Annotated in this window: 24 protein-coding genes; 6 read left to right on the top strand and 18 right to left on the bottom strand. The window is 68.0% G+C overall.

Annotated features, from left to right (window positions below; genetic code table 11):
• Positions 1-5: 5 nt before the first annotated feature.
• The 4 genes from DR843_RS04225 to mraZ all read right to left on the bottom strand — a co-directional run bounded on the left by DR843_RS04225 (position 6) and on the right by mraZ (position 4,280).
• Positions 6-1,952 (bottom strand): peptidoglycan D,D-transpeptidase FtsI family protein, encoded by a 1,947-nt coding sequence (locus DR843_RS04225; RefSeq protein WP_146202479.1) that lies wholly within the window; start codon positions 1,950-1,952, stop codon positions 6-8.
• Positions 1,953-2,000: 48 nt separating this feature from the next.
• On the bottom strand, positions 2,001-2,729 hold the full coding sequence (gene ftsL / locus DR843_RS19750) for a cell division protein FtsL (protein WP_146202478.1): 729 nt from the start codon (positions 2,727-2,729) through the stop codon (positions 2,001-2,003).
• Positions 2,726-3,700: a 16S rRNA (cytosine(1402)-N(4))-methyltransferase RsmH gene (gene rsmH / locus DR843_RS04215; RefSeq protein ID WP_245933982.1), complete on the bottom strand. Its 975-nt coding sequence runs from the start codon at positions 3,698-3,700 to the stop codon at positions 2,726-2,728. The genes ftsL and rsmH overlap by 4 nt, the downstream gene beginning before the upstream one ends.
• Before the next feature lie 145 nt (positions 3,701-3,845).
• Positions 3,846-4,280, bottom strand: a complete 435-nt coding sequence (gene mraZ / locus DR843_RS04210) for a division/cell wall cluster transcriptional repressor MraZ (RefSeq protein WP_109684248.1) — start codon at positions 4,278-4,280, stop codon at positions 3,846-3,848.
• A 329-nt stretch (positions 4,281-4,609) separates the two neighbouring features.
• On the opposite strand from mraZ, the gene DR843_RS04205 reads away from it, so the two are divergent.
• The 6 genes from DR843_RS04205 (at position 4,610) to DR843_RS04185 (ending at position 10,396) form a co-directional block, all read left to right on the top strand.
• On the top strand, positions 4,610-5,641 hold the full coding sequence (locus tag DR843_RS04205; RefSeq protein ID WP_172461482.1) for an AAA family ATPase: 1,032 nt from the start codon (positions 4,610-4,612) through the stop codon (positions 5,639-5,641).
• Between the two features lie 3 nt (positions 5,642-5,644).
• A complete protein-coding gene (locus DR843_RS04200) occupies positions 5,645-6,883 on the top strand; it encodes a DUF58 domain-containing protein (RefSeq protein WP_109684247.1) in 1,239 nt (412 codons plus the stop codon).
• Positions 6,880-9,183, top strand: a complete 2,304-nt coding sequence (locus DR843_RS04195; RefSeq protein WP_146202477.1) for a transglutaminase TgpA family protein — start codon at positions 6,880-6,882, stop codon at positions 9,181-9,183. Before DR843_RS04200 ends, DR843_RS04195 begins: the two co-directional genes overlap by 4 nt.
• A gap of 409 nt (positions 9,184-9,592) precedes the next feature.
• A complete protein-coding gene (locus DR843_RS04190) occupies positions 9,593-9,907 on the top strand; it encodes a hypothetical protein (protein ID WP_109684245.1) in 315 nt (104 codons plus the stop codon).
• Positions 9,904-10,107, top strand: coding sequence for a hypothetical protein (locus DR843_RS19745; RefSeq protein WP_146202476.1), 204 nt, complete (start codon positions 9,904-9,906; stop codon positions 10,105-10,107). The genes DR843_RS04190 and DR843_RS19745 overlap by 4 nt, the downstream gene beginning before the upstream one ends.
• The gene (locus DR843_RS04185) at positions 10,100-10,396 is read left to right on the top strand and encodes a hypothetical protein (protein ID WP_109684244.1); all 297 of its coding nucleotides are present in this window, start codon (positions 10,100-10,102) and stop codon (positions 10,394-10,396) included. The genes DR843_RS19745 and DR843_RS04185 overlap by 8 nt, the downstream gene beginning before the upstream one ends.
• A 761-nt stretch (positions 10,397-11,157) precedes the next feature.
• Here the strand turns inward: DR843_RS04185 and DR843_RS04180 are convergent.
• The 14 genes from DR843_RS04180 to metX all read right to left on the bottom strand — a co-directional run bounded on the left by DR843_RS04180 (position 11,158) and on the right by metX (position 21,386).
• Complete coding sequence (locus tag DR843_RS04180) at positions 11,158-11,511, bottom strand: hypothetical protein (RefSeq protein ID WP_109684243.1); 354 nt, start codon at positions 11,509-11,511, stop codon at positions 11,158-11,160.
• 406 nt (positions 11,512-11,917) lie between these two features.
• A complete protein-coding gene (locus DR843_RS04170; RefSeq protein ID WP_109684241.1) occupies positions 11,918-12,763 on the bottom strand; it encodes a phage major capsid protein in 846 nt (281 codons plus the stop codon).
• 179 nt (positions 12,764-12,942) lie between these two features.
• Positions 12,943-13,416 (bottom strand): hypothetical protein, encoded by a 474-nt coding sequence (locus DR843_RS04165; RefSeq protein WP_109684240.1) that lies wholly within the window; start codon positions 13,414-13,416, stop codon positions 12,943-12,945.
• Positions 13,413-13,625, bottom strand: coding sequence for a hypothetical protein (locus DR843_RS04160; RefSeq protein ID WP_109684239.1), 213 nt, complete (start codon positions 13,623-13,625; stop codon positions 13,413-13,415). The genes DR843_RS04165 and DR843_RS04160 overlap by 4 nt, the downstream gene beginning before the upstream one ends.
• 211 nt (positions 13,626-13,836) lie before the next feature.
• Positions 13,837-14,103: a WhiB family transcriptional regulator gene (locus tag DR843_RS04155; RefSeq protein ID WP_109684238.1), complete on the bottom strand. Its 267-nt coding sequence runs from the start codon at positions 14,101-14,103 to the stop codon at positions 13,837-13,839.
• A complete protein-coding gene (locus tag DR843_RS04150) occupies positions 14,100-15,455 on the bottom strand; it encodes a DUF3631 domain-containing protein (protein ID WP_109684237.1) in 1,356 nt (451 codons plus the stop codon). Before DR843_RS04150 ends, DR843_RS04155 begins: the two co-directional genes overlap by 4 nt.
• Complete coding sequence (locus DR843_RS04145; RefSeq protein WP_109684236.1) at positions 15,452-15,685, bottom strand: hypothetical protein; 234 nt, start codon at positions 15,683-15,685, stop codon at positions 15,452-15,454. The genes DR843_RS04150 and DR843_RS04145 overlap by 4 nt, the downstream gene beginning before the upstream one ends.
• The gene (locus tag DR843_RS04140; RefSeq protein ID WP_146202475.1) at positions 15,682-16,041 is read right to left on the bottom strand and encodes a hypothetical protein; all 360 of its coding nucleotides are present in this window, start codon (positions 16,039-16,041) and stop codon (positions 15,682-15,684) included. Before DR843_RS04140 ends, DR843_RS04145 begins: the two co-directional genes overlap by 4 nt.
• A complete protein-coding gene (locus DR843_RS04135; RefSeq protein WP_170119738.1) occupies positions 16,038-16,304 on the bottom strand; it encodes a hypothetical protein in 267 nt (88 codons plus the stop codon). Before DR843_RS04135 ends, DR843_RS04140 begins: the two co-directional genes overlap by 4 nt.
• A 123-nt stretch (positions 16,305-16,427) precedes the next feature.
• Positions 16,428-17,081: a hypothetical protein gene (locus tag DR843_RS04130; RefSeq protein WP_146202474.1), complete on the bottom strand. Its 654-nt coding sequence runs from the start codon at positions 17,079-17,081 to the stop codon at positions 16,428-16,430.
• Positions 17,078-18,010, bottom strand: a complete 933-nt coding sequence (locus DR843_RS04125) for a tyrosine-type recombinase/integrase (RefSeq protein ID WP_109684232.1) — start codon at positions 18,008-18,010, stop codon at positions 17,078-17,080. Before DR843_RS04125 ends, DR843_RS04130 begins: the two co-directional genes overlap by 4 nt.
• Before the next feature lie 106 nt (positions 18,011-18,116).
• A complete protein-coding gene (locus tag DR843_RS04120) occupies positions 18,117-19,529 on the bottom strand; it encodes an RNA polymerase sigma factor (RefSeq protein ID WP_109684231.1) in 1,413 nt (470 codons plus the stop codon).
• A 235-nt stretch (positions 19,530-19,764) separates the two neighbouring features.
• Positions 19,765-20,160 carry a universal stress protein gene (locus DR843_RS04115; protein ID WP_109684230.1) on the bottom strand — a complete coding sequence of 132 codons (396 nt, stop codon included), beginning with the start codon at positions 20,158-20,160 and terminating at the stop codon, positions 19,765-19,767.
• 50 nt (positions 20,161-20,210) lie between these two features.
• Positions 20,211-21,386, bottom strand: coding sequence for a homoserine O-acetyltransferase MetX (gene metX / locus DR843_RS04110; RefSeq protein WP_109684229.1), 1,176 nt, complete (start codon positions 21,384-21,386; stop codon positions 20,211-20,213).
• Positions 21,387-21,395 lie beyond the last annotated feature (9 nt).

Here is a 21,395-nt window from a genome sequence, read left to right as displayed (position 1 = left end):
TGTTGTCAGTCGTCCGACTCGGTCTTGTGATCCCAGGTGGTGGGGAACAGCGTGGGCTTGGTGGTGTCCAGCGGGGCGCCGCCGCGGTGCAGCGCGTACCCCATGATCTGGGAGAAGACCGGTGCCGCGATGTCGCCGCCGAAGATCGAGCCGGACTTGGGGTTGTCGACCATCACCGCGACGATGTACTGCGGATTATCGACCGGGGCGAAGCCGACGAAGGAGGCCACGTGACCGCGGTAACCGTGCGCGATCACGCTGTAGCGGTCAGCCGTACCGGTCTTCCCGGCCACGTTGTAACCGGCCACCTTGGCGCTGGGCGCCGTGCCGTTCTTGTCATCGACCACGCCCTCCATCATGGTGGTCATCTCCTGCGCGACTTGTTCGGAGACCACGCGGGTGGGTGTGCGCGAGTCCTGCGGCGCAGTCCAGGTCTGACCGTCGGTGCTGGTCCCCGCGATCAACGACAGCGGAGTGCGCACTCCCTTGTTGGCGATGGTCTGGGCCACCGAGGCCTGCTGCAGCAGCGTCGTGGACAGGCCCTGTCCGTAGAGCACGGTGTAGCGCTGGGCAGCATCCCACTTGCTGTAGTTCGCCAGCAGGCCACCGCTCTCGCCCGGGAACCCGACCCCTGTGCTCGCGCCGTACCCGAATTTCTTCATGTAGGAGTACATGGTCGCTGGATCCATTTGCTCACCGGCGAGCACGGTGCCGATGTTCGAGGACTCGGCCACGATGCCGGCCGAGGTCAGCGACAGGGTGGCGTGGTTGTGTGAATCCTGCAGCGTCTTGGTGCCCCGCTGCAGCCGGTTGGGGACCGTGAACTGGCTGGTCGGGGTCGTCGTCCCCTCCTGCAACAACGCGGAGAAGGTCACCAGCTTGCTGGTCGAGCCGGGTTCGTACGCCTGGGTGAAGGGCAGCGAGTTGAGGTTGCCCGTGGCCGCGCCGATGTTGTTGTTGTCGAAGCTGGGGTAGGACGCCGCCGCCTTGATGTGTCCGTTCAGATCGAGGACGACGACCGACCCATCGTCGGCGTTGTACTTCTTGACCTCGGCCGCGATCGCGTTGGAGGCGTACCACTGCAAGTCGTTGTCGATGGTGAGTTTGACCGACTCACCGGGGGTTGCCGGGGTGTCCTTGGACTCACCGGTCGCGATCGGCTGCCCGTAGGCGTCCCGTTCGAAGACGTGCACGCCGGGTGTGCCGTTCAGCAGTTTGTTCTCCATCGCCTCGACGCCGCCGGAGCCGACACCGGCGGCGTTCACCCACCCGACCAGCGGCGCGACACTGGTGCCCTGCGGGTACTCACGCTTCATAACCGTCTCGGAGTAGATCCCCGGGATCCCCAGCGCGTTGATCTGCTTCCACTGCGCCGGTGAGATGTCTTTGACCAAGTAGACGAACTGGGAATTGGCCGCGTTGGCCTTGACGAGGGTCGCGTAGAGCGCGTTCGGGTCGGCCTGGACGATCGGGGCGATCTTCTCCGCGGCGTTGCGCAGCGCGGCGTCGGTGCGCACACCGTTGTTGTTGCCGTACTGCGCGGTCGCCGTGGCGTCCGCCGTGACGTTGCGTCGCTCGACGGTCACCGCCAAAGCGGTGCCGTCATCGCTGACGATGCTGCCGCGGGCGGCCGGCGTGGTCACCTTGGCCACTCGCGACTCGTACGCCTGCTGCGCGACGGTGGCCGCATCGATGCCCTGGATCCGGAACATCTGCGCCGCCAACAGACTGAAGATGAACAGCACCGCGACCATCAGGAAGCGAGCCCGCCGACGCGGGTGTCCCATGCCCAGCCGCACGGGCTTGGTGCGCCGGGGTTGCCGAGGCGGAGTGGCTGCCGCACGTGCCGGTGCCCGGTTCGCCTTGGGGCCGCCGGAGGCCACGCGCGCTGGCTTCGTGCCCGCGCCCGCGGGTCGGGTCTTGCTGCGCGGGGGTTGGGACGACGGAGTCACGGATCACCTTCTGCTGGGAAGCATGTTGCGTGGCCTGCCCACGCTCGCTTACTTGGTGGGTGCGGCCGTGGCTTTGGCGGACGCCTTCGCAGCGGGTGTGGCGGAGGCGCTCGGCGTGGACTTGGCGGTGGGTTGGGTGGCTTTCGGGGTGGCAGTGGCGGACGGCGTGCTCGGCAGAGCCGGCGGCACCGTGGCCAGTGTGGTCGCGGGTGGCGCTGCCGGGAGTTGCACTCCTGCGCTGGCGGCGTTGGCCGCAAGGGCAGCGACCTTCGACGCCGGGGTGCTCGGGAGCGTTCCCACCGTAAAGGGGCTCGTGGAGGCCCTTCCCTTCGCCACGCCGACGGTCTTGCCATTGCTGTCCACGAAGCGGATCGAGGTGGCCGGGACCATCCCCTGGACCTGGGCCTGCAACGCCAATTGCTGCGGTGCGGACACCGCGTCCAGTTGGCTGTCCAGCGATTCCTGGGTCGCTGCCAGGGACGCGGACTGGGACTGCAGCCGGTCAAGGGCGAAGGACTGCTGCGCACGCTGGGTGTTCAGCAGCAGGAGCGCGACCAGTCCGCCGACCATCGCCAGCAGGCAGATCGCGACGAACCCGATGCCGACACCGCGGGTCTGCGGCGGGGCGACGACCGCCGTGGTGCGACGACCGCCCTTGCTGGCGGCCGCGGAGCCGGGACGAGCGGCCTTGCCGGTACGCCGAGGGGCCGGCAGCGCCGTACGTGCTGGGGCTCCTGCCCGGCGGACAGGGGTTGGTGCGAGGCTCAACTGGCTCATGCGGACGTCCTTTCGGTGGTGCGGATACGCGCTGCGGCGCGCAACCGGGCCGAGGCGGCCCGCGGGTTGTGTGCGATTTCGGTGTCGGTGGGGGTTTCGGCGCCCCGGGTGAGCAAGCGCAGGTAGGGCGCTTGCTCGGGCAACTCGACCGGGATGCCGGGGGGTGCGGTGCTCTTGGCGCCAGCGGCGAGCGTCTGCTTGGTGATGCGGTCCTCGAGGGAGTGGTAGGACAAGACGGCGATCCGGCCATCGAGCCGAAGGTGGTCGATGGCGCTCGGCAGGGCAGCGCGCCAGACGTCCAGTTCGGAGTTGACCTCGATGCGCAGGGCTTGGAAGGTCCGCTTGCCCGGGTGGCCGCCGGTGCGCTGCGAGGCCGCCGGGATGGCCGACCGAAGCACCGCCACGAGCCGGGCGGAGGTCGTGAACGGAGCCTGCTCGCGCTCGCGGATGATCGCGACGGCGACCCGGCGAGCAAACCGCTCCTCGCCGTACTCGCGCAGGACGCGCTCCAACTCGGCGCTGCTGTAGGTGTTCAGGACGTCGGCGGCGGTGACGCCCGTGGTCTGGTCCATCCGCATGTCCAGCGGCGCGTCCTGGGCGTAGGCGAAACCCCGATCTGCCTCGTCGAGTTGCAGGGATGAGACCCCGAGGTCGAACAGCACCCCGTCCACCTCGTCGACCCCGAGGTCGGCGAGCGCCGTGAACGCCTGGTCGTAGACCGCGTGTACGCCGATGAAGCGCTTTCCGAAGGAGGCCAGTCGGGCGCCGGCCAGGTCCAGGGCCTGCGGGTCCCGGTCCACGCCGTACGCCGTCACGTGCGGCAGGCGCTGCAGGATCGCCTCGGTGTGCCCGCCCATGCCCAGCGTGCCGTCCACGAACACCGACCCCGGTCGGTCCAGGGCGGGAGCGAGCAGGTCGACGATGCGGTCACGCATGACCGGCAGATGCCGGTCGGCGGTGTCCTTGCTCATCGGGCTGCTCCTTTCGGGGGGGGTCGGAATGGGCGGTGCTTCGCGCTGGTCGCTGGTCCCCAGCCGCCGGGTCCGTCGCTCCGGCATCGGGGAAGTGATGTCGGAACGTTCCGGACGGCTGGAGGCCACCGGTCAGCGCGATCGATCAGAAGAGGCCTCCGGGGATCACCTCCTCGGAGCGAGCGGCGAAGTCTTCCTCGGCTCCCGCGACGAACTGCTCCCACCGCTGGGTGTCCCACAGTTCGACCCGGTCGCCGACACCGATCACCGTGCAGTCGCGGTCCAGGCCGGCGTACTGCCGCAGCAGCGCAGGCACGGTGACCCGGCCCTGTTTGTCGGGGATGTCGTCGGTGGCACCGGAGAGCATCACCCGCTGGAACGAACGGGCTTCGGCGTTGGTGATCGGGCTGGACTGCAAGCCGGCGGTGAAGTCCACGAACTTGTCCGTCGTGAAGATGTAAATGCACCGCTCCTGACCGCGGGTCATGACCAGGCCACCGGCGAGTTTGTCGCGGAACTTGGCGGGCAGGAACAGCCGGCCCTTCTCGTCCAGGCGCGGGTGGTGGGTGCCGAGAAACATCGTCGGTCCACCTCCTGGTCTTCGCCTGGGCAGACCCTTTTCGGATCCACCGCCCACCAACTCACTCCCGCATGCTCCACTTTACTCCACTCTGCTCCTCTGTGTCGCCCACCTAGCCCGACAAATCGCCCTTTTTTGGAATGTTTTCGCAGGTCAAAGCCTGTTCGACGGTGGTGGAGGGAATCTGGTCTCCCCCTTCGCTCGGACCCGTAGGAACCGGCCACTTCCGGTCCTCCGGAGCGGTTCGATCCGCACGGCAGCCACCCCCGATGCGGTGGTGGAGCGCGGTGGAGGGCACGGACGGCGGAGGAAAATGGCAGGATTTGGGTATGTCAGCCAGCCCCACCCAGCACGGCTCGATCAGCGCCGGCCCCCACCCGGGACCGGATTCCTACCCCTCGGCGATGTCGCTGTCGGAGGTGCAGGACCTCAGTTCCGCGCTGCACGGTGCGATCAGCCAGGTCATCGAAGGCAAACCCGAAGCGATCCGCACGGCGTTGATCGTTCTCCTGGCCCGCGGCCACCTGTTGGTGGAAGACGTGCCCGGGGTGGGCAAGACGATGCTGGCCAAATCGCTGGCCAAAGCGATCGACTGCCCGATGCGCCGGATCCAGTTCACGCCGGATCTGCTGCCGAGCGACGTCACCGGCGTCAGCGTCTTCAACCAGGACACTCACGAGTTCGAGTTCCGGCCCGGTGCGATCTTCGCCAACGTGGTCGTCGGCGATGAGATCAACCGCGCCTCCCCCAAGACGCAGTCGGCGCTGTTGGAGTGCATGGAGGAGGAGCAGGTCACCGTCGATGGCCGCACCTACCACCTGCAGCGGCCGTTCATGGTGCTCGCGACCCAGAACCCGATCGAGATGGAGGGCACCTTTCCGCTGCCGGAAGCGCAGCGGGACCGATTCATGGCCCGGATCTCGATGGGTTATCCCACGGCGGCGGCCGAGGCCACGATGCTCGACCTGCACGGCGAGCACGACCCGTTGGGCGATCTGCAACCGGTCACCGACGGCGCGACGGTCGCTCGCGCGATCGACCGCGTCGCCCAGGTGCACGCGAGTGCGGCGCTGCGGCAGTACATCGTTGACCTGGTCACGGCGACGCGCAGCACACCCGCCCTGCGGTTGGGTGCCTCACCGCGCGGTTCCCTGCATCTGCTGCGCGCGGCCCGGGCCGGTGCCGCCCTCGATGGTCGGGACTACGTCATTCCCGAGGACGTCCAGGCCTTGTTCGTGCCGGTCCTGGCCCATCGCGTGATGCTGTCCAGCGACAACCAGCATCTGCACCGCGGCACCTCCGACGTCCTGCACGAGATCAGCCGGCGCGTCGCCGTGCCGGCCGGCGATCTGCACGGCTGAGTCGTGCTCACTGCCCGCGCCTGGACCCTGCTGGGTGTCGGCATCGCCTTGAGCGCCTCCGGGATCCTGCTTGGCTACACCGACATCACGCGGCTGGGGCTGCTTCTCCTGCTGCTCCTAGGGGTCACTGCGGTGATCGCCCGGCGCGCGTCCGGCGAGTTGCGGATCACCCGCACCGTGCAGCCGACCTTCATCGGCCGGGGCCAGCGCGCCACCGTCACCGTGACGGCAGCCAACCCCTCCGACCGGCGCAACGGCGTGTCCCGGGTCCGGGAGCAGGTGGACCCCCGGCTGGGTGAGTCCCAGGAGTTCGTGCTGCCCGCGATCGGCCCGCACGACGCGGAGCAATTGCAGTACGTCGTCCAGGGCAACGTGCGCGGCGCCCACCGGTTGGGGCCCAGCTCACGGGTCATCGAGGATCCGTTCGGTCTGACCCGACGCCGCAGCACCGACCAACACATCGACGAGTTGATCGTCCTACCCACGGTCACCGCCCTGGGCACGGCGCAGCCGCCCGGCGCAGGGATCGGCAGCGAGGGCGAGACCCCGCAGATGGTGGCGCTGCACGGCAACGAAGACGTCAGCATCCGGGCCTATCACCAAGGCGACGACCTGCGCAAAGTGCACTGGAAGACCACCGCCCACCGCGGGGAGCTCATGGTGCGCCAGGAAGACCGGCCGAGCCGGCGGTCCGCCCTGGTCCTGCTCGACGCACGCAGTGCCGGCCACCGTGGGACTGCTCCGCAGGATTCCTTCGAATGGGCGGTCAGCTGCGCTGCCTCCGTGGTGGTCCGCCTCGCGGAGTTGCACTATTCCGTGCACCTGGCCACGCCCGAGACCCTGGCCGACCTCAGCGTCGACACACCCGGCGAACCAGATGACCAACTGCGCCGACTGGCGACCGCCGAAACCTGCGACGGGGAGACGTTCCGCCGGTTGCGGCTGCGCGCGAGGGAGGCCGTGCGCACCGGTGCCATCGTCGTGGCGATCCTCACCGACGTCGAGGACCGGGTCGATGACATTGCGGCGATGCGGCAACCCGGCGCTTCAGGTCTTGCCTTCATCCTCGACACGGCGACCTTCGTGGATCCGGACGCCGCGCCCAGTGCCGGAGCGGCCATGCTGCGAGCCGCATTGGCGGGCGCCGGGTGGCGCGTGTGCGTGGTCCGCTCGCACACCACTGTGCTGGACGCGTGGCAGGAAGTCAGTCGTCGATCGCTGATCCGGGTGGGTGCCCTATGAGGCGTACGGCGAGTGCGCAGGCGATGCTGGCAGCGGTGGCCACGCTGATCGCGGCGTGGCCGCTGACGTCCTTGATCGAGGTCGGTCCGTGGATCTGGCCGATCGTGGCCCTGGTCGTCGGCGTTGCCGCGCTCGGTATTGCGTTGCGCGCACTACGCACGCCGGCGGCCCTGATCCCGCTGCTGCAGTTGCTGCTTGCGGTCGTGGCGATCATGCTGATCTATCTACCGCACACGCTGTCGCCGACCGTTCTGGTCGACGCGGCCCGCGCCCTGATCGAGGACGGGATCCACACCGTCCAGGTCGCTGCTCCCCCGGCCCCGGCCACCGTCGGGCTGCGGTTCCTGATCGCGTTCGCGGTGACCGGATTCGCGCTCATCACCGACATCTGCGCGGCGACCCTGCGCGCGCCGGTGCTGGCGGGCGTGCCGTTGCTGGGCGCCTTCCTTATTTCGGCGGCGAATACCGCCATCGGCCTGAACCCGGTCTATTTCGTGGCCCTGGCCGCGCTGTGGTTGACCATGGTGGCGACCCAGCACGCCCAGGACCTGCAACGAGACGTGACGGTCCGCACGCGTGCCCTGCGGCCGCGCACCCTGGAGTCGCCCCTGTCGGGACATGGCCACGCAGCCCGGCTGATCGCCGTACCCGTGATCATCGCTGCAGCCCTGCTACCGACCGTGATCCCCCATGCATCGGCGCACTTCTTCGCCCAGGGTCTGGCCCGGGGCACCGGAGACGGGCCGGTCACCATCGGGTTCGCGACCGATCTGGATCTGAGCGCCGACCTGAACAGCACCAATCCCTCCCCGGTGCTGACCTACTCGACCTCGTCGCTGGTGACCCCACCGCTACGAGTGACCGTCACCTCCACCTACCGCGACGGGCATTGGGTCCCGGACGAGGCTGTGACTTCGGCGGTCGTCAGCGACAACAACACGGTGCTGCCCGTTCCCGGGGTCACCGACGCTGATTCGCGGTTCACCACCGCCTCACTGAAAGTCACCGGCAGCGCGCTGGCCTCCGGATTCCTCGCCGCGCCGTACCCGCTGCGCACGGCCAACCTCAACCGGGACGTCTGGCTGTTCGACGAACGCACGGGAAGCGTCCAGCCCTCCGGCACGGTGAAGGACTACAGCCTCACCTACCGGGTTCTGAAGGACAACCAGGAGCCCAGCGACGGCGAGCGCCTGGACCCGGAGATCTCCGAGCCCGCCCTCGCGGTCGACCAGGCGTCGCAGGCGGCGGTGCGCCGCACGTTGGCGCCGCTACGGGCGAGCACGCAGTGGGAGACGGCCAAGAACATCCAGAACTACCTGCGTAGCAGCGGCGGCTTCACCTACTCGCTGCAACTGGCGCAGACCCGCCGCGACAGCGACGGACAGCCGCTGGATCCGCTGAGCAACTTCCTGGCGACCAAACAGGGGTATTGCACCCAGTTCGCCAGCGCAATGGTGATGATGGCCCGCGCCGACGGCATCCCGGCCCGGTTGGCCGTGGGGTTCCTGCCCGGCGATCCCACGGGGACCGCAAACCAGTACTCCGTCGTGCAGTCCGACGCCCACGCGTGGCCGGAGTTGTGGTTCAGCGGAATCGGCTGGACCCGCTTCGAACCCACGCCGGGGATCCGAGCGACCAACGCGCCCGGGTACACCGCGGATCAGCAGACCGGGGTCAGCCGCAACGCCCAGCCGAGCGAGGACGACAGCGACTCCTCGTCCGCGGGCGCCACCAGCGGCGCCGCATCGTCCTCCTCCGCCCCGGTGACGCCGGCCGGCTCATCCACCGCCAACCGGGCGCCGGCCTGGCTGGGCTGGGCGGGCTGGTTGTTTGCCGTGATCGCGATCGGCGGGGCGGGCGCCGTGGTTCTGCCGATTCTCGCGCGGCGGCGCCGCGAGAGCGTTGCGGTTGACCGGCCGGCACCGCAGCGGGTGGAGGCCCAATGGCAACAACTGGTGTGGGATCTGTCTGATCTGGGCGCGTCCGCGCCACCGCCGGGCTCCCCGCGTGCCCTCGAACGGCACTACCGCAATGAGTTGCACCTCAGCGGCGACGGTCAGCGCGCCTTGCGGCAAGCCGTGCAAACGTTGGAGCAGGCGCGGTACGCCGGTAGCGCCGACGACCGCCTCGACCTTCGGCAGGACGCCCAAGAACTCGTCCACGACGTACGTCGATCGGCGTCGGCGACGATGCGCCTGCGGGCCGCGCTGTGGCCGCGCAGTGCGTTCTTCGCGCTACGCGACGCCGGCGTCCGGGTCATGCGAACGCCGGCCCGCTGGTGGGCGGACCGGCGTCGCTGAGGTCTGGGTACTTCGTCAGTCCAGTCCCATCGGACCGACTACCTCGACCTCGGCTCCGGCCGCGTGCTCGCTAGCGCTCGCCCACAACCTCCGCCTCGCTCAGCGTCGTCAGTCCAGATAGTCGCGCACTAGGGACGGCTGAGCGCTGTGCTCACTTCCCAGTAATCCCGCGGAATCTGAGGTCATCCCGAAGCACTGTGGTGCGAAATATCCCCGACTAGGGGCGACCCCCGCGAGACAGCAATCTCCGGGGGTCTGACGACAGACTGGAGGGTCTGATCGTGGGCACGATCTTATCCGCGTGGTGTGACATCGCCGCGCATCTTCAAGGGGCCGGCATCGTCGCGGCTATGTTCGGTGCCGTGGGCTGCGGTCTGCGGTTGCACTGGCTGACTCGAGGTGGTTCCCGATGAGCCGGGCATTCCCTGAGGGCCGGTTCCTGGCCTGGGAGACCAGCGAGGGCACCGCAAGGTCGTGGCGGCTGGGAGGCTCACGAGTCACCCGCACCGACGTCGTGGTCTATGACCAGGACGCGACCAGCGACCGTAACCGGCTCGGGGCCGAGGTTGACCGGTTCCCCAGCCTGGGGAACTTCTTCGGCGCGATCGAAGCGAACGGCTGGTCTATCGCTGACCGGGACTCGGTGGACGTGTACCGGGGGTACGCGTTCTGCGTCGTCGAGCCGACCAACGTGCAGCGCAACGCTGGTGGTGGTTCCCGATGAACGCGAAGGTGAGGCCGACGACGGGCAGGCTCGACGGGCCACGCTGGCACGCCAGCTGCTCAACATGTGGTTGGCAGACCACCGGCCACGACGTTGCGACGGTTGCCCGGATCGGCGCCATTCACGTCGATCAGGTCTGCACGGACGCATCGCTGACCGTGCAACCCGTGGCGTACGTCGGGGCTGGTCGCCGTGGCTGAACAGGTGGTCACCTGGACCGAACAGGCCCCGACCGTCACCCCGGTGGAGAAGCCGCGCAAGAAGCGCCGCAAGGTCGAGCACCTCTTCAACACCGACGCCCTGGAGTTCGCCACCATCCACCAGTTGCCGTGCCGTTCGTTCTGCGGCGTCTGGGTATCGCACAACCCTCGCCAGCCAAAGGTTGTGACCGTGTTCCAGAGCGGTGGGCTGCAGAAGGACGACTGCGCTCGTTGCGTCGCGGTCTACCACCGGATCTTGGGTGGCATCCGCGAAGGCAAGCAGCCGTGATCGCCAGCAGGACCGGAGTGTCCAACTTGGACACTCCGACGATCACCAGCAACGGCAAGGCGAAGGTCACGGCCGTGGCATCCGACGTCGAGACTGCAAGCGGTGCATTGCGTCCTACAACCGGCGGTTGCGGGAGTTCCGCGCGAAGTGGGGCCGCGACCCCGGCCGGTGAAGCCTCCCGGCGCCGGGCACCTTCTCGGTGACGGCACCGAAAAGACTTCTGCGTGGCGCCACGAAAAAGGGGTCTCAGCAATCCTGATACCCCCACGGGGTACCCGGCGAACGGGTAACCCTCGACCGCAGGGGGTACGCACTCAGCGAGTACCCCGCTCAACCATTTTCCCGGCTCCGGGAAATTCACGACCAACCGTGAAAAGCATCTAAGGAGCGTTTAGACCCTTACATCGACCGTTCGGCCAACTTTGCCGAACGGTCACGCTGCGCCAGACAGGCCACCAGCAGCGACACCAACACGGACGGCCCCGGTAACAGGACCCAGCCCGCCGAACCGGCGACGGGCGCCCACCAGCAGCAGTGCACGGCTGCTCGTGGGTAGACGATCGAGCTCGACCACAACAAGTGGCCGGGCCATTGGTCGTGGCCGGGTGAGGACAAGGCTGGTCCGGCTTTGGGAGGGGGTCCTACACCTATGCCCGCCGTCAGGTGGGCCGCTCGTCTGTGCTGGTCGGGAAGGGTCCAGCCCACGGGTGCGCGGTCAGACGGTGGAAAGTTGCCACCGTCTCCCAAGCGGCCGCTATCCGTTACTTCTCACTGAACTGTGACGGATCGCCCACTGCCTCCCGGGCCCGCTGCAACCGCTCGATGATCCGTCCCAGTTCGTGATAGCTGCGACACGACAGCACCTCGCGGTTCCGTGGCAGCCGGTCATCCTCGGCCAGGGGGGATGACCCCCCACCCCGGGCGGGCAAGCAACCTCCCGGATAGGGCTGTTCCCCCTCCGAGGTTTTTTCCAACGCTTCCAGCTGAGCCAGGAACTCGGCACGCATTCGGCCTAGAACGGCGTAGTTCTGATCCGAGCACGACTCGGACAGCATTCGCTCCTCGGCGCCCGCAATCATCGCCCGCAGATGGTCAGCACGGCTCGCATCAACCATCGCAGCACCTCCTGAGCGGGTAGGGGGGTGACCCGGGGGGATATGAGGCCCTATCCGGGAGGTTGCCACCGGTCGCGGGGGTGGGGAGTACCTCCCCTGGGGGTCAGGACAGCCGGGCGCAGGTGCGTCTGTGGGCTCGGGCATCGTGCCCGAAAGGATCGCCCTCGACACCTTGCCCGCCTGCAAGTGGTGGCGGGTTTGACGCCCGGCCGTTCGGGTCAGTGGCCGGTGATGAATGCCGCGGCGGCGCGGCAGTCGGGGCAGTTGACCCCGGTTGCAGGTCCGCCTTCGGGGACAGGCCGGCCGCACACGGTGGTCGTTGCCTCCGGTGAGGTAACCCAGCAGGTCCGCGGGATCTGTCGCCCGATCGCCGCGGTCCGCCAGATCAACCGGGTGATGGTGGGCATCAGCTCGGGGCGGTCACGGTGAACTTGGCGACGCGTGCCGGCTTGACCACGGTTGCACCGAACCGGAAGGTGCACCGCACGGCCACGGAGTCGGAGGCGAAGAACACTTCTTCGCTGGTCGCGATCATCACGTCACCGACAGCCGACACGACCGCGGCACGGTCGATCACCAGCCCGTTGCTGCCGGTCAGCGCGGACGTAACCACCACGGGCACCCCGAGCAGTTGCCGCTGCGCGGGCTCGACCCCGGCACCGATCAGCGATTGCGCCGAACTGGTCCCGGTCTTGAACTTGCACAGCGAGGCCCACGCGGTCGGCGACAGCAGCACCTGCGACGGGGTGCCGCCGGCGGTCTCGATCCCGGCAACGATATCGACCAGCTTGTCGAGTGACCCGGCGACGGCGCCGCCACTGGTGATCCCGGTGACGTTGGTGATGCCGGCCGGCGGGGTGACCGCCGGGGCGGTCGGTGCCGCCTGCGACAGGAACGCCTGATTGGCCCGGGTGGTCACGGCGCGGCGCACCGAGTCCGACAGCTTCCCCGCGGCCTGCCCGTTGACGTACTGCTCCCGGGACAGTCGCACCAGTTGCGCGACCTTCCCTGTGGCGACGGTGACCTCAGACAGGCTCGGGTCAGCTTCGGGGATGACGGCTCCCTCAGCGACGAAATCGGCTGCAGCGTCGTCGATGTAGGCGACCCGCAGCAACGGCTCGTCTCCCTCGATCTTGCCCAGCACGGTGGAGCACTGCAGCACCAGCGCGTCGGGGATGATGTCGCCCGCGGCGTACCCGGTGACATCGGGGGACCAGGCATCGGTACTTGTCAGGGTTGTTTCAGTAGCCATTGTTGGCTCTCCTTCGATGAATGCGGCCAGGGACCAGCCGCGAAAGTGTGTTGTCACTTCACGCGGTGCGGCCCGGCCGTTCACCGCTGCCCAACCTGGGGCAGTCGTTGCCGCGGGGCAGACCACCGGCCCGGCATCCTGCGACTATGCAAAGGATACCGGGCCGGTCGGTGTTTCGCTCAGCGCCCGCTATGCCGGAACGCGTCGGAGAAGGAAGGGCCGGGGTCGGCCCGGGTTGGCTGCCCTTCCTTGGGGACGTAGTTGCCCAGGGGCCGCGACAGCCCGAGCCGGTCGGCGGCCTCGCGCGCCGCGGTCCGCACCTTCTCCTCGTCCACCACCCCGGCACCGTCGAGCAGGTCGGCCAGGTCCACCCCGGCAACCCACAACGCCTCGGGCTTGGCCAAGTGCGCCGCTGCAACCCGCTCGACGGCCGCGCGCTGCAGACCGGCCACCTGCTGGGCCAGCGCATCGCGCTGCGCTTCGGTGTCCCGCAACGCCCGCCGGTACTTCGCGGCCTCCCGGCCAGCCTTCCCAGCCTCGTCGCCGTCCTGCTCCTGTACCGCCTCCTCCTGTACCACCTCCTCCTGTACCGCCTCCTCCTGCTCGACGGCCTGCTCGACGGTCGGGCCCTGCTCAACTTCGTTGGTGCTCATTCGATTACCTCCGGGTTATCTAGTTCGTCCTGCGTCCAGCCCAGCGCGGCCGGGGTGACCGCAAGGGTTGCTTCTCGTGTTTCGACGCTGACCCCGGCCGGGGTGCCGTCGCAGTCCTCCACCAACTCGGTGTTGGTGATGGTGACCGATTGCCCGGCGCCGGCTAGCAGCGCATGCGCAACGTGTTTCGGTGGTCGGTTACTGCTCATTGCTTGGTGCCTCCTTGGTTCTCCCAGCGGCGCGCCGGGTCCGATGGGGTGTGCGCCAACGCCTGCAGGTGATCGCACCCCGGGCCGGGGAAAGTGCCGCACGCCCGGCAGATCCAATCCGCGGACCCATCCGGACGGCGACGGACACGCACTTGCACACCGTCAGCCCGGGCAAGGACCCCAAGATCTGACCAGCCGATGACGCGAACTCTCATGCCGCCTCCTTCCCCGGTCGCATCGTCCGGTCGAGGCCGCCCCAGACCCCGTGCTTCTCGAACTGGCCTGCAGCAGCGCACGGCTCGATCAGCGGACAGGACTGGCACCAGACCTTGACACCCTCACGGTCCTCAGCGTCGTCGCTGATCCACAACTGCGGCGCATCGGAACACACCGGTCGCTCGCCGTAAGTAGCCATCGTGAGCAGTGCTCTCGCCAACGTCGCCCGGGCCTCGGCGCCGGCGGTCGCGCGGGAGGTCATCGGGCCACCTTCCCGCCGGTCGCACGGAACGTGGCCAGGTGTTGAGCGCAACGGACCCGACCGGCCGCGACGTCGGTTGAGTCGCAGTCTGCACACTTTCTACCGGGGGGTGCGTCAGGATGCGTCAGAACCGTCAGATCCCTTGTGCCCGTTGGGGAGTCGGCCTGACGGTTTGGTGTGGCCTGACGGTTCGATGTGTCAGACGCACCGGAAGTGTCAGACGGAATGGCCCGGGATTCCGCAGGTTCTGACGCTTCTGACGGTTTCGGACGCAGGTAGCGGATAAACGCGTCGGTCAGATCGTCGATCCGATAGCCGCGGGCATTACCAGCCGGGTTGCGGACGGGTTTGACGTTGAAGTGCTTCAACCGTCGCGCGAGCCGATGCGCGTTGAGATCCCACTCACCCCAGGGTGCGTCCTCGACCAACTGCAGATTGGCGATGAGATCCGCTGCCGACAAGAACGTGACCCCGGGTCCGAACGCTGCCCGCACGTCGGACAGTAGCCGGGTGTTCAGCGATGCTTCCTCGTCGTCGGCGTCGGCCTCGCTGGTCAGCTTCACGCACGCGGCCCGGGCGCGAGCCGCCCACTGGTCGCCGGCTAGGTCCGCGATCGCCACCAATGGCTCCCAGGTGTCCGCGGCGCGGTCCTCGACCGGCATGACCGGCTCAGCGACCGTCAGGGCCTCGATCATCCCCGGCGCCCAGACCTGCAGTTGCCGGCGAAGATCATCCAGCACGGGACCATCGCGGCGGGTCCGGAACGTGGAGACCGACTCATCGGCACGTCGCCGGCGCATCGTGAGGTTGATCGCCCGGTCGGTGATCGTGTCCGGCAGGTCACCGATCCCGGCCAGCGCGCACATCGCGAACGTGGCGAACTCCGTCGGGGTCTGCTGCGGCCCGACACACCGAAGGGCAGGACGGCCACGCTGGTGGCCAGCATTGACCAGTGCCCGCAAATCCTCGTTCTGCTCGGCCGCGCGCTTAGTGCCCCACAACGTGTCAGCCTCATCGATCAACAAGGTCGGGGGTGCGTCCTGCCCGATGGCCCGGAAGATCGCTGGGACCGTCGCATTCACGCTCAGCAGCGGCCGATGAGACAACCCAGCGATCACATCCAGCAACCGGGACTTGCCGCACCGCTTCTCTGGTGACTTGATCGCCAACCGCGGCGCGTGCTGGAACGCCGCCAGCGCGTGCGTCGCTGCGATCCACAACACCACCGCATCGGTGGCCTGCGGTGAGGGCAACACCACATACCGGGTCAACACCGCGTGCACCTGGTCCAGCAACTCGCTGGTGGTCGGGTCATCCGGTGCTGGCACCGGCCCGTCATAGGCCTCGATCATCGAGCACCACCACCGATCGCAGCACGGCGCCGTTCGTGGTCGGCCCGGAATGCCTCGATGCCGGCCGTGATCGTGGCGCGGGTCTGCTCGGTCAACTCATCCGAGCGCCGCTGGAACGCGACCCCGGCCTTCCAACCATCGGCGTAACCGTGGCCGTACGCGGCCCGGTAACTGACCCGCTCATCGGGTGAAAGGTCCAGCAGAGCAACGGGATTGGTCGTGGCGCTCATCGGATCTCACCGCCGAACAACTCAGCCTCAGTGCTGGCTACCGACACCAAGCGCACCAGCGCCACCGACGCATGTAGGCCACGGGATCGGGTGCGGTGCACCTTCCGCTCAGCTGCCAGCAGGTTCGTGTAGATCTGGGAGCAGATCACACCATCGGCCCGCTCGGCCAGGACCAGCAGCGCATAGTCGTGGCGTTTCGCGCGGGTCCGCAGGTCCGGCTCTTGCTTGCCGATCAGGTTGACGTACTGAGTGCGTGACGTGCGAATCCTGTTGCTGCTCGGTACGATTGCCTCAGATCCCGCGCCCACGTGATCGCCTGCCGCCCGGTCCGCCGGGCGGCTATCTTTTGCCCTCACGCCGCGTCACCGCCGGTCAGCTGGTCTAACTCGGCCTCGGCCGCCTGTGCGGCTGCAGTAGCCTCACGGGCGCGGCGACGCGACTGCGCGGACTTCAGCGCGAGTCGTTGGAAGTGCGCCTTACGCAGGTGCTCAGCGCGGGCCGGATCTCCCCCGGCCTCGGCTAGGAACTTCTCATCGAGCGCACGACGTGCGGGAGCCGTTCTCGCGGAACGGTTCTCGGTGTTCGCCCACGAAGTATGGGCAGCGATTGAAGCGACCAAACGCGCTTCGCTAGTAGCTCTCGGCACAGCAAACCCCTTGAAAGGAGTCCCGACGTGGGACCTGCTGTGTTCGCTACTTCACAGCAACGGGTTTGCCGGCTCCCGGCGCGCGTTGTGCTCGAATCATACACACAACGCATGCAACGACCGGTAGAGCGACAGTCGCTGCGCCACCCCCTCGGGCGGCCATTGGTAACTGAAGGTGGCAACACTCCACGAACTCCGCTGGCCGACAACGGTTTTCGGGGCATGCCGCCCGGACCGGTCAATTCCGACTAGAGCCCTACCAACGTGGTTCACTGTTCGACACTTGGGGCAGCCTGCGTCCATGTTCGCCAGTTCTCCGGGCTGGTGCCCATCGGACGCAGCTTCTGCCTCGATCTCATCCCATCGCTGGGCGAGCCCTGTGATCCGCCTCGCGCGCTGCGGAACTCGCAGGCGCTCGACCTGCCCGGCCAGGGCATCGGTTTCGACGTCCAGCAGGGCCAACACTGTCGATAGGACTTCACGGTCAAAGCCCTCATCGAGTGTTTTTCCTTCTTGGTAACGCTCGACCACCCGCTCAGAATCGTCGAGCGCCGCCTGTTTGATCACCTCAGCCGAACCCACCCTGGTGTGGCGGTATCCAGAGAGCCACGCGGATAGACCGTCGTGATCAGCATGAACAATGGCAATCACGCCCCCACAGCTGCACACAACACGCGATCGCTCCTGCTCGCGAAGGGGCCTGGGGGCATCGGCGGAGACCGAACCTAACAACTGGTCGTAGAGGCTCAAAGCTCCCCCAGGTTCAAGCCGCGTGCTTCCTCCGCTGCGCGCTCAGCGGCCTGCGCCTTGGTGTAGCGCATCAGCATGTCGGGCCGGGTCCAGCCAGCCACCGCCATCAAACCGGTCTCACTGCCGCCGGCCTTCAGCCACCGGTGCGCGGCGGTGTGGCGCATCCGGTGCGGGTGGAAGCCTTCGATGCCAGCAGCGTCGGCCCGTAGGCGCAGCGTTTTGTGCAGCGCGTCATAGGTGAAGCTCTTGCCGCGGTCCCCCAGCCAGAGATCCGGTGACGTGGCCGCCAGGCGGTGTGCCCGGCGCAGCCTCAGGTAGCGGTCGATCGCCCTGGCGGTGTGCGGGCCGAATGGCACCATCCGGCCCTTGCCGCCCTTACCGCGGCGCACGATCGCCGTACCGGCCTGCAGGTCGATGTCTGCGGCCTGCAGCGCGACGACCTCCCCAGCCCGAGCGCCGGTCTCCAGCATGAACCGCACGATGGCTTCATCGCGCCGGTGGCGAAGCTCAGCGGCCCTGTCGGCGCCCTTGGGCGGCTGGCATGCCTTCAATAGCGCCTGAAGCTGCTGCTCACTCAGCGGCTCGATCACCTTGCTGTCGAGCTTGGGCGCCTTCACGCCGAGGAACGGGTCTGCTGGGATCTCGCGTTCCTCGGTCAGCCACGCAGTGAACCTGCGGACCGCCAGTTGCCGGGATCGCGCCGTCGCCGGCTCCCGGCCGTCGTCCAACAGTTGGGTGACGAACGCCCGCAGGCTGTCCCGGTCGAGCGGGGCCAGCGTGCGGGCGTCGCACAGCTCCAGGTACTGGGCCACCCCATCGGTGTAGCTCTTGACCGTCGCGGGTGACTTGCGATCCGAGCGCAGCGAGAGCACCCAGGAATCGACCAGTGGTCGCAGATCCCCGGTCGACGACACGTCCGACACGCTCACGGGTCAACGATATCTGTACTAACAGCGCTGTGCACTGCTACCGTGACGCGTGTCAGGCACCAAAGTGCTGGAATGACGCAGTTTCCGGGGTTTGCGAGACGCTGGCTTAGTCCAGATAGTCGCGCAGGACTTGCGAGCGCGACGGGTGGCGCAACTTGCTCATCGTCTTGGACTCGATCTGGCGGATCCGCTCGCGCGTGACGCCGTAGACCTTACCGATCTCGTCCAGCGTCTTGGGCTGGCCGTCGGTGAGCCCGAAGCGCATCGACACGACGCCAGCTTCCCGCTCGGACAGGGTGTCCAGGACCGAGTGCAACTGCTCCTGCAGCAACGTGAAGCTGACCGCATCGGCAGGTACGACGGCCTCGGAGTCCTCGATCAGGTCGCCGAACTCGCTGTCGCCGTCCTCACCCAGCGGGGTGTGCAAGGAGATCGGCTCGCGGCCGTACTTCTGGACCTCGACCACCTTCTCCGGGGTCATGTCGAGTTCTTTGGCCAGTTCCTCCGGCGTGGGCTCACGACCCAGGTCCTGCAACATCTGCCGCTGGACGCGGGCCAGCTTATTGATGACCTCGACCATGTGCACGGGGATGCGGATGGTGCGGGCCTGGTCGGCCATCGCCCGGGTGATCGCCTGACGGATCCACCACGTGGCGTACGTCGAGAACTTGTAACCCTTGGTGTAGTCGAACTTCTCGACCGCCCGGATCAGACCGAGGTTGCCCTCCTGGATCAGGTCGAGGAAGAGCATGCCGCGACCGGTGTAACGCTTGGCCAGGGAGACCACCAGGCGCAGGTTGGCCTCCAGCAGGTGGTTCTTGGCCTTCTTGCCGTCCTGGGCGATCCACCACAGCTCACGCTTGAGCTTCATCTCGATCTTGTCGCCGGAGTTCAGCTTCTCCTCGGCGAACAGGCCGGCCTCGATGCGCTTGGCGAGTTCGACCTCCTGCTCGGCGTTCAGCAGGGCGACCTTGCCGATCTGCTTCAGGTAGTCCTTGACCGGGTCGGCGGTGGCACCGGCGGTCACGACCTGCTGGGCGGGGGCGTCGTCCTCGTCGTCCTGGCGGATGACGAACGCAGCCGACTCGCTCTCCTCGGCGGCGGCCGGCTTGGCCGCTTCCTCGCCGTCGGCGGTGTCCTCCGCGTCGGTGCTGTCGGTGGCGCCCTCGACGGCAGCGGTCTCCTCGACGAGGACCTCTTCGGTGAGCTCGATCTCCTCGTCCGGGTCGATGTCCTCCGCAGTGTCCTCGCCGTCACCGGCCGCGTCAGCCTTCTCGCTGGTCTTCTTCGCCGCGGCCTTGGCCGTCGTCGCCTTCTTGGCCGCAGCCTTCTTGGCCGGAGCTGCTGCTGCGCCGGCCACCTTCGCCGTTGTCTTCGCGGCGGCCCGCTTGGCCGGTGCCTTCTTGGCGGTCGTCTTCCGGGCAGTCGCCTTCGCGGGAGCCTTCCCGTCGGCCTTCGCCGTGCTGGCGTTCTCGACGGCGTCAGCCGGCGCTGTCTGGGTCTTCGACACTGAGGTCACTCGCTACCTTCCAGGACATGCAGAAGCCGTTCCGACGACCGCGGTGGGGTCCACGGCACGACGAACGCGGTCGTTCACATCGATCGCGACGACTTCTGGGTCAGTGTTGGGGAGCATCTCCGGGGCGGGGAAGTCCCCCTTGCGGAATGCGCTGGTCACCATTATAAAACCCATTTGCGCCCAGATCATTCCGCAGGCCTCCAGGAACTCGCTCCGAGCCCGGCAACATCGCTGGTCAGAGCCCTGTTTGCGGTTCTTCGTCCGAGCGCAACCCGGGCCGCACGGCAAGCACCGGGCAGGCGGCATCCAGCAGCAGTCGTTGCGCTGCCGATCCGAGAATGAGCTTGCCGACCGGCGTGCGGTGCCGCAGACCGATCACCAGCAGGGCGGCCTGTCGCTGAGCGACCACCCGCAGAACTTCCTCGACCGTGTCCGCTACCTCGTCGGGGTGCACCACGTCCACCGAATGGCCTTGTGCAGCAAGGCGGGTGGTGACGTCACTGATCGGCTGCGGGGCACCGCCGAGATCAACGACGACCAGCGGCAGCCGCCGTCGGCCGCATTCGTCCGCCGCGGCGTACAACGCGGCGGTGCTTTCGGCAGAGTCTGCGTAGGTGACGACGACCGTCATCCGGACCTTCCTTCCCCCCGGAAGGCACCCCGGGACCCGCTGCCCCGACGTTACCCGACGGCGCCACCCAGGGGACGGGTGTCGGCCACGACGTCGGCGGTGATCGTCGCGATCTGGTCGTGCTCGATCAGGAACCCGTCGTGGCCATGATCGGAGGCGATCGTGAGCAGCGGCTCCCGCCCGTACGCAGCAACCATCGCCTCGGACAGAGCCGGCGGGAACAGCCGATCACTGTCGACGGCCACCACGCGCAACAACCCGTCGTACCCGCCGAGTACGTCGGCCAGGTCGCCACGGTCGCGGGTCACATCGTGGGTGGCCATCGCCCGGGTGAGGTTGAGGTAGGACCCGGCGTCGAACCGCCGAACCAGCTTGGCCGCCTGGTGATCCAGATAGCTCTGCACCGCGAACTGTCCACCGTCAAGCGGGCGGTGCGACGTCTGCGGGGTCAGCCCGAAACGGTCGTCGAGTTCGGCGGCCGACCGGTAGGTGTTGTGGGCGATCCGCCGGGCCAGGCCCAGACCGGTATCGGGAGTGTGACCGGTTGCGTAGTAGTCGCCGCCGTGCCAGGCCGGATCGCTTTCGATCGCGACGGACTGCATGTGTCCCCACGCGATCTGATCGGCGGTAGCCCACGGTGTGCTGGCGATGACCAGTGCCGCGCCGGTGCGCTCGGGGAAGCTGCCGACCCATTCGATCGCGCGCATCCCGCCCATCGATCCGCCGAGGACCAGTTGCCACCGGTCGATGCCCAGGTAGTCGGCGACGATCGCCTCGGCGCTGACCTGGTCACGGATGGTGGTGCGGGGGAACCGCGAGCCCCACGCCCGACCGTCCGGGGCGAGGGTGTGCGGGCCGGTGGTCCCCCGGCAGCCGCCGACCGCGTTGACCGCGACGACGAAGCTGGTGTCGGTGTCCAGCGGTGCGCCGGGGCCGATGATGCCCGGCCACCAGCCGGGAGTGGGCTGGTCGGGTCCGGTCGGTCCGACGACGTGCGCGTCCCCGGTGAGGGCGTGCTCGATGAGGATGGCGTTGTCGGCAGCCGGGGACAGCGTGCCCCAGGTCTGGAAGGTGATGACCAGATCGGGGATACGTTCGCCGGTCTCGGTGACGAATGCGGGTACGCCGATCGCGTGCGCCCGGGGGTTGGCACCGGGCGGGGTGGGCACCCGCCGGGCCTGCGGACGCGCTGGTGCCTGAGCGATACGGGATTCAACGACGGTCATCCTGGCCTC

Source organism: Branchiibius hedensis, from assembly GCF_900108585.1.
In the GTDB taxonomy this organism is placed as follows: Bacteria; Actinomycetota; Actinomycetes; order Actinomycetales; family Dermatophilaceae; genus Branchiibius; species Branchiibius hedensis.
This window is presented reverse-complemented; position numbering and strand designations above follow the sequence as displayed.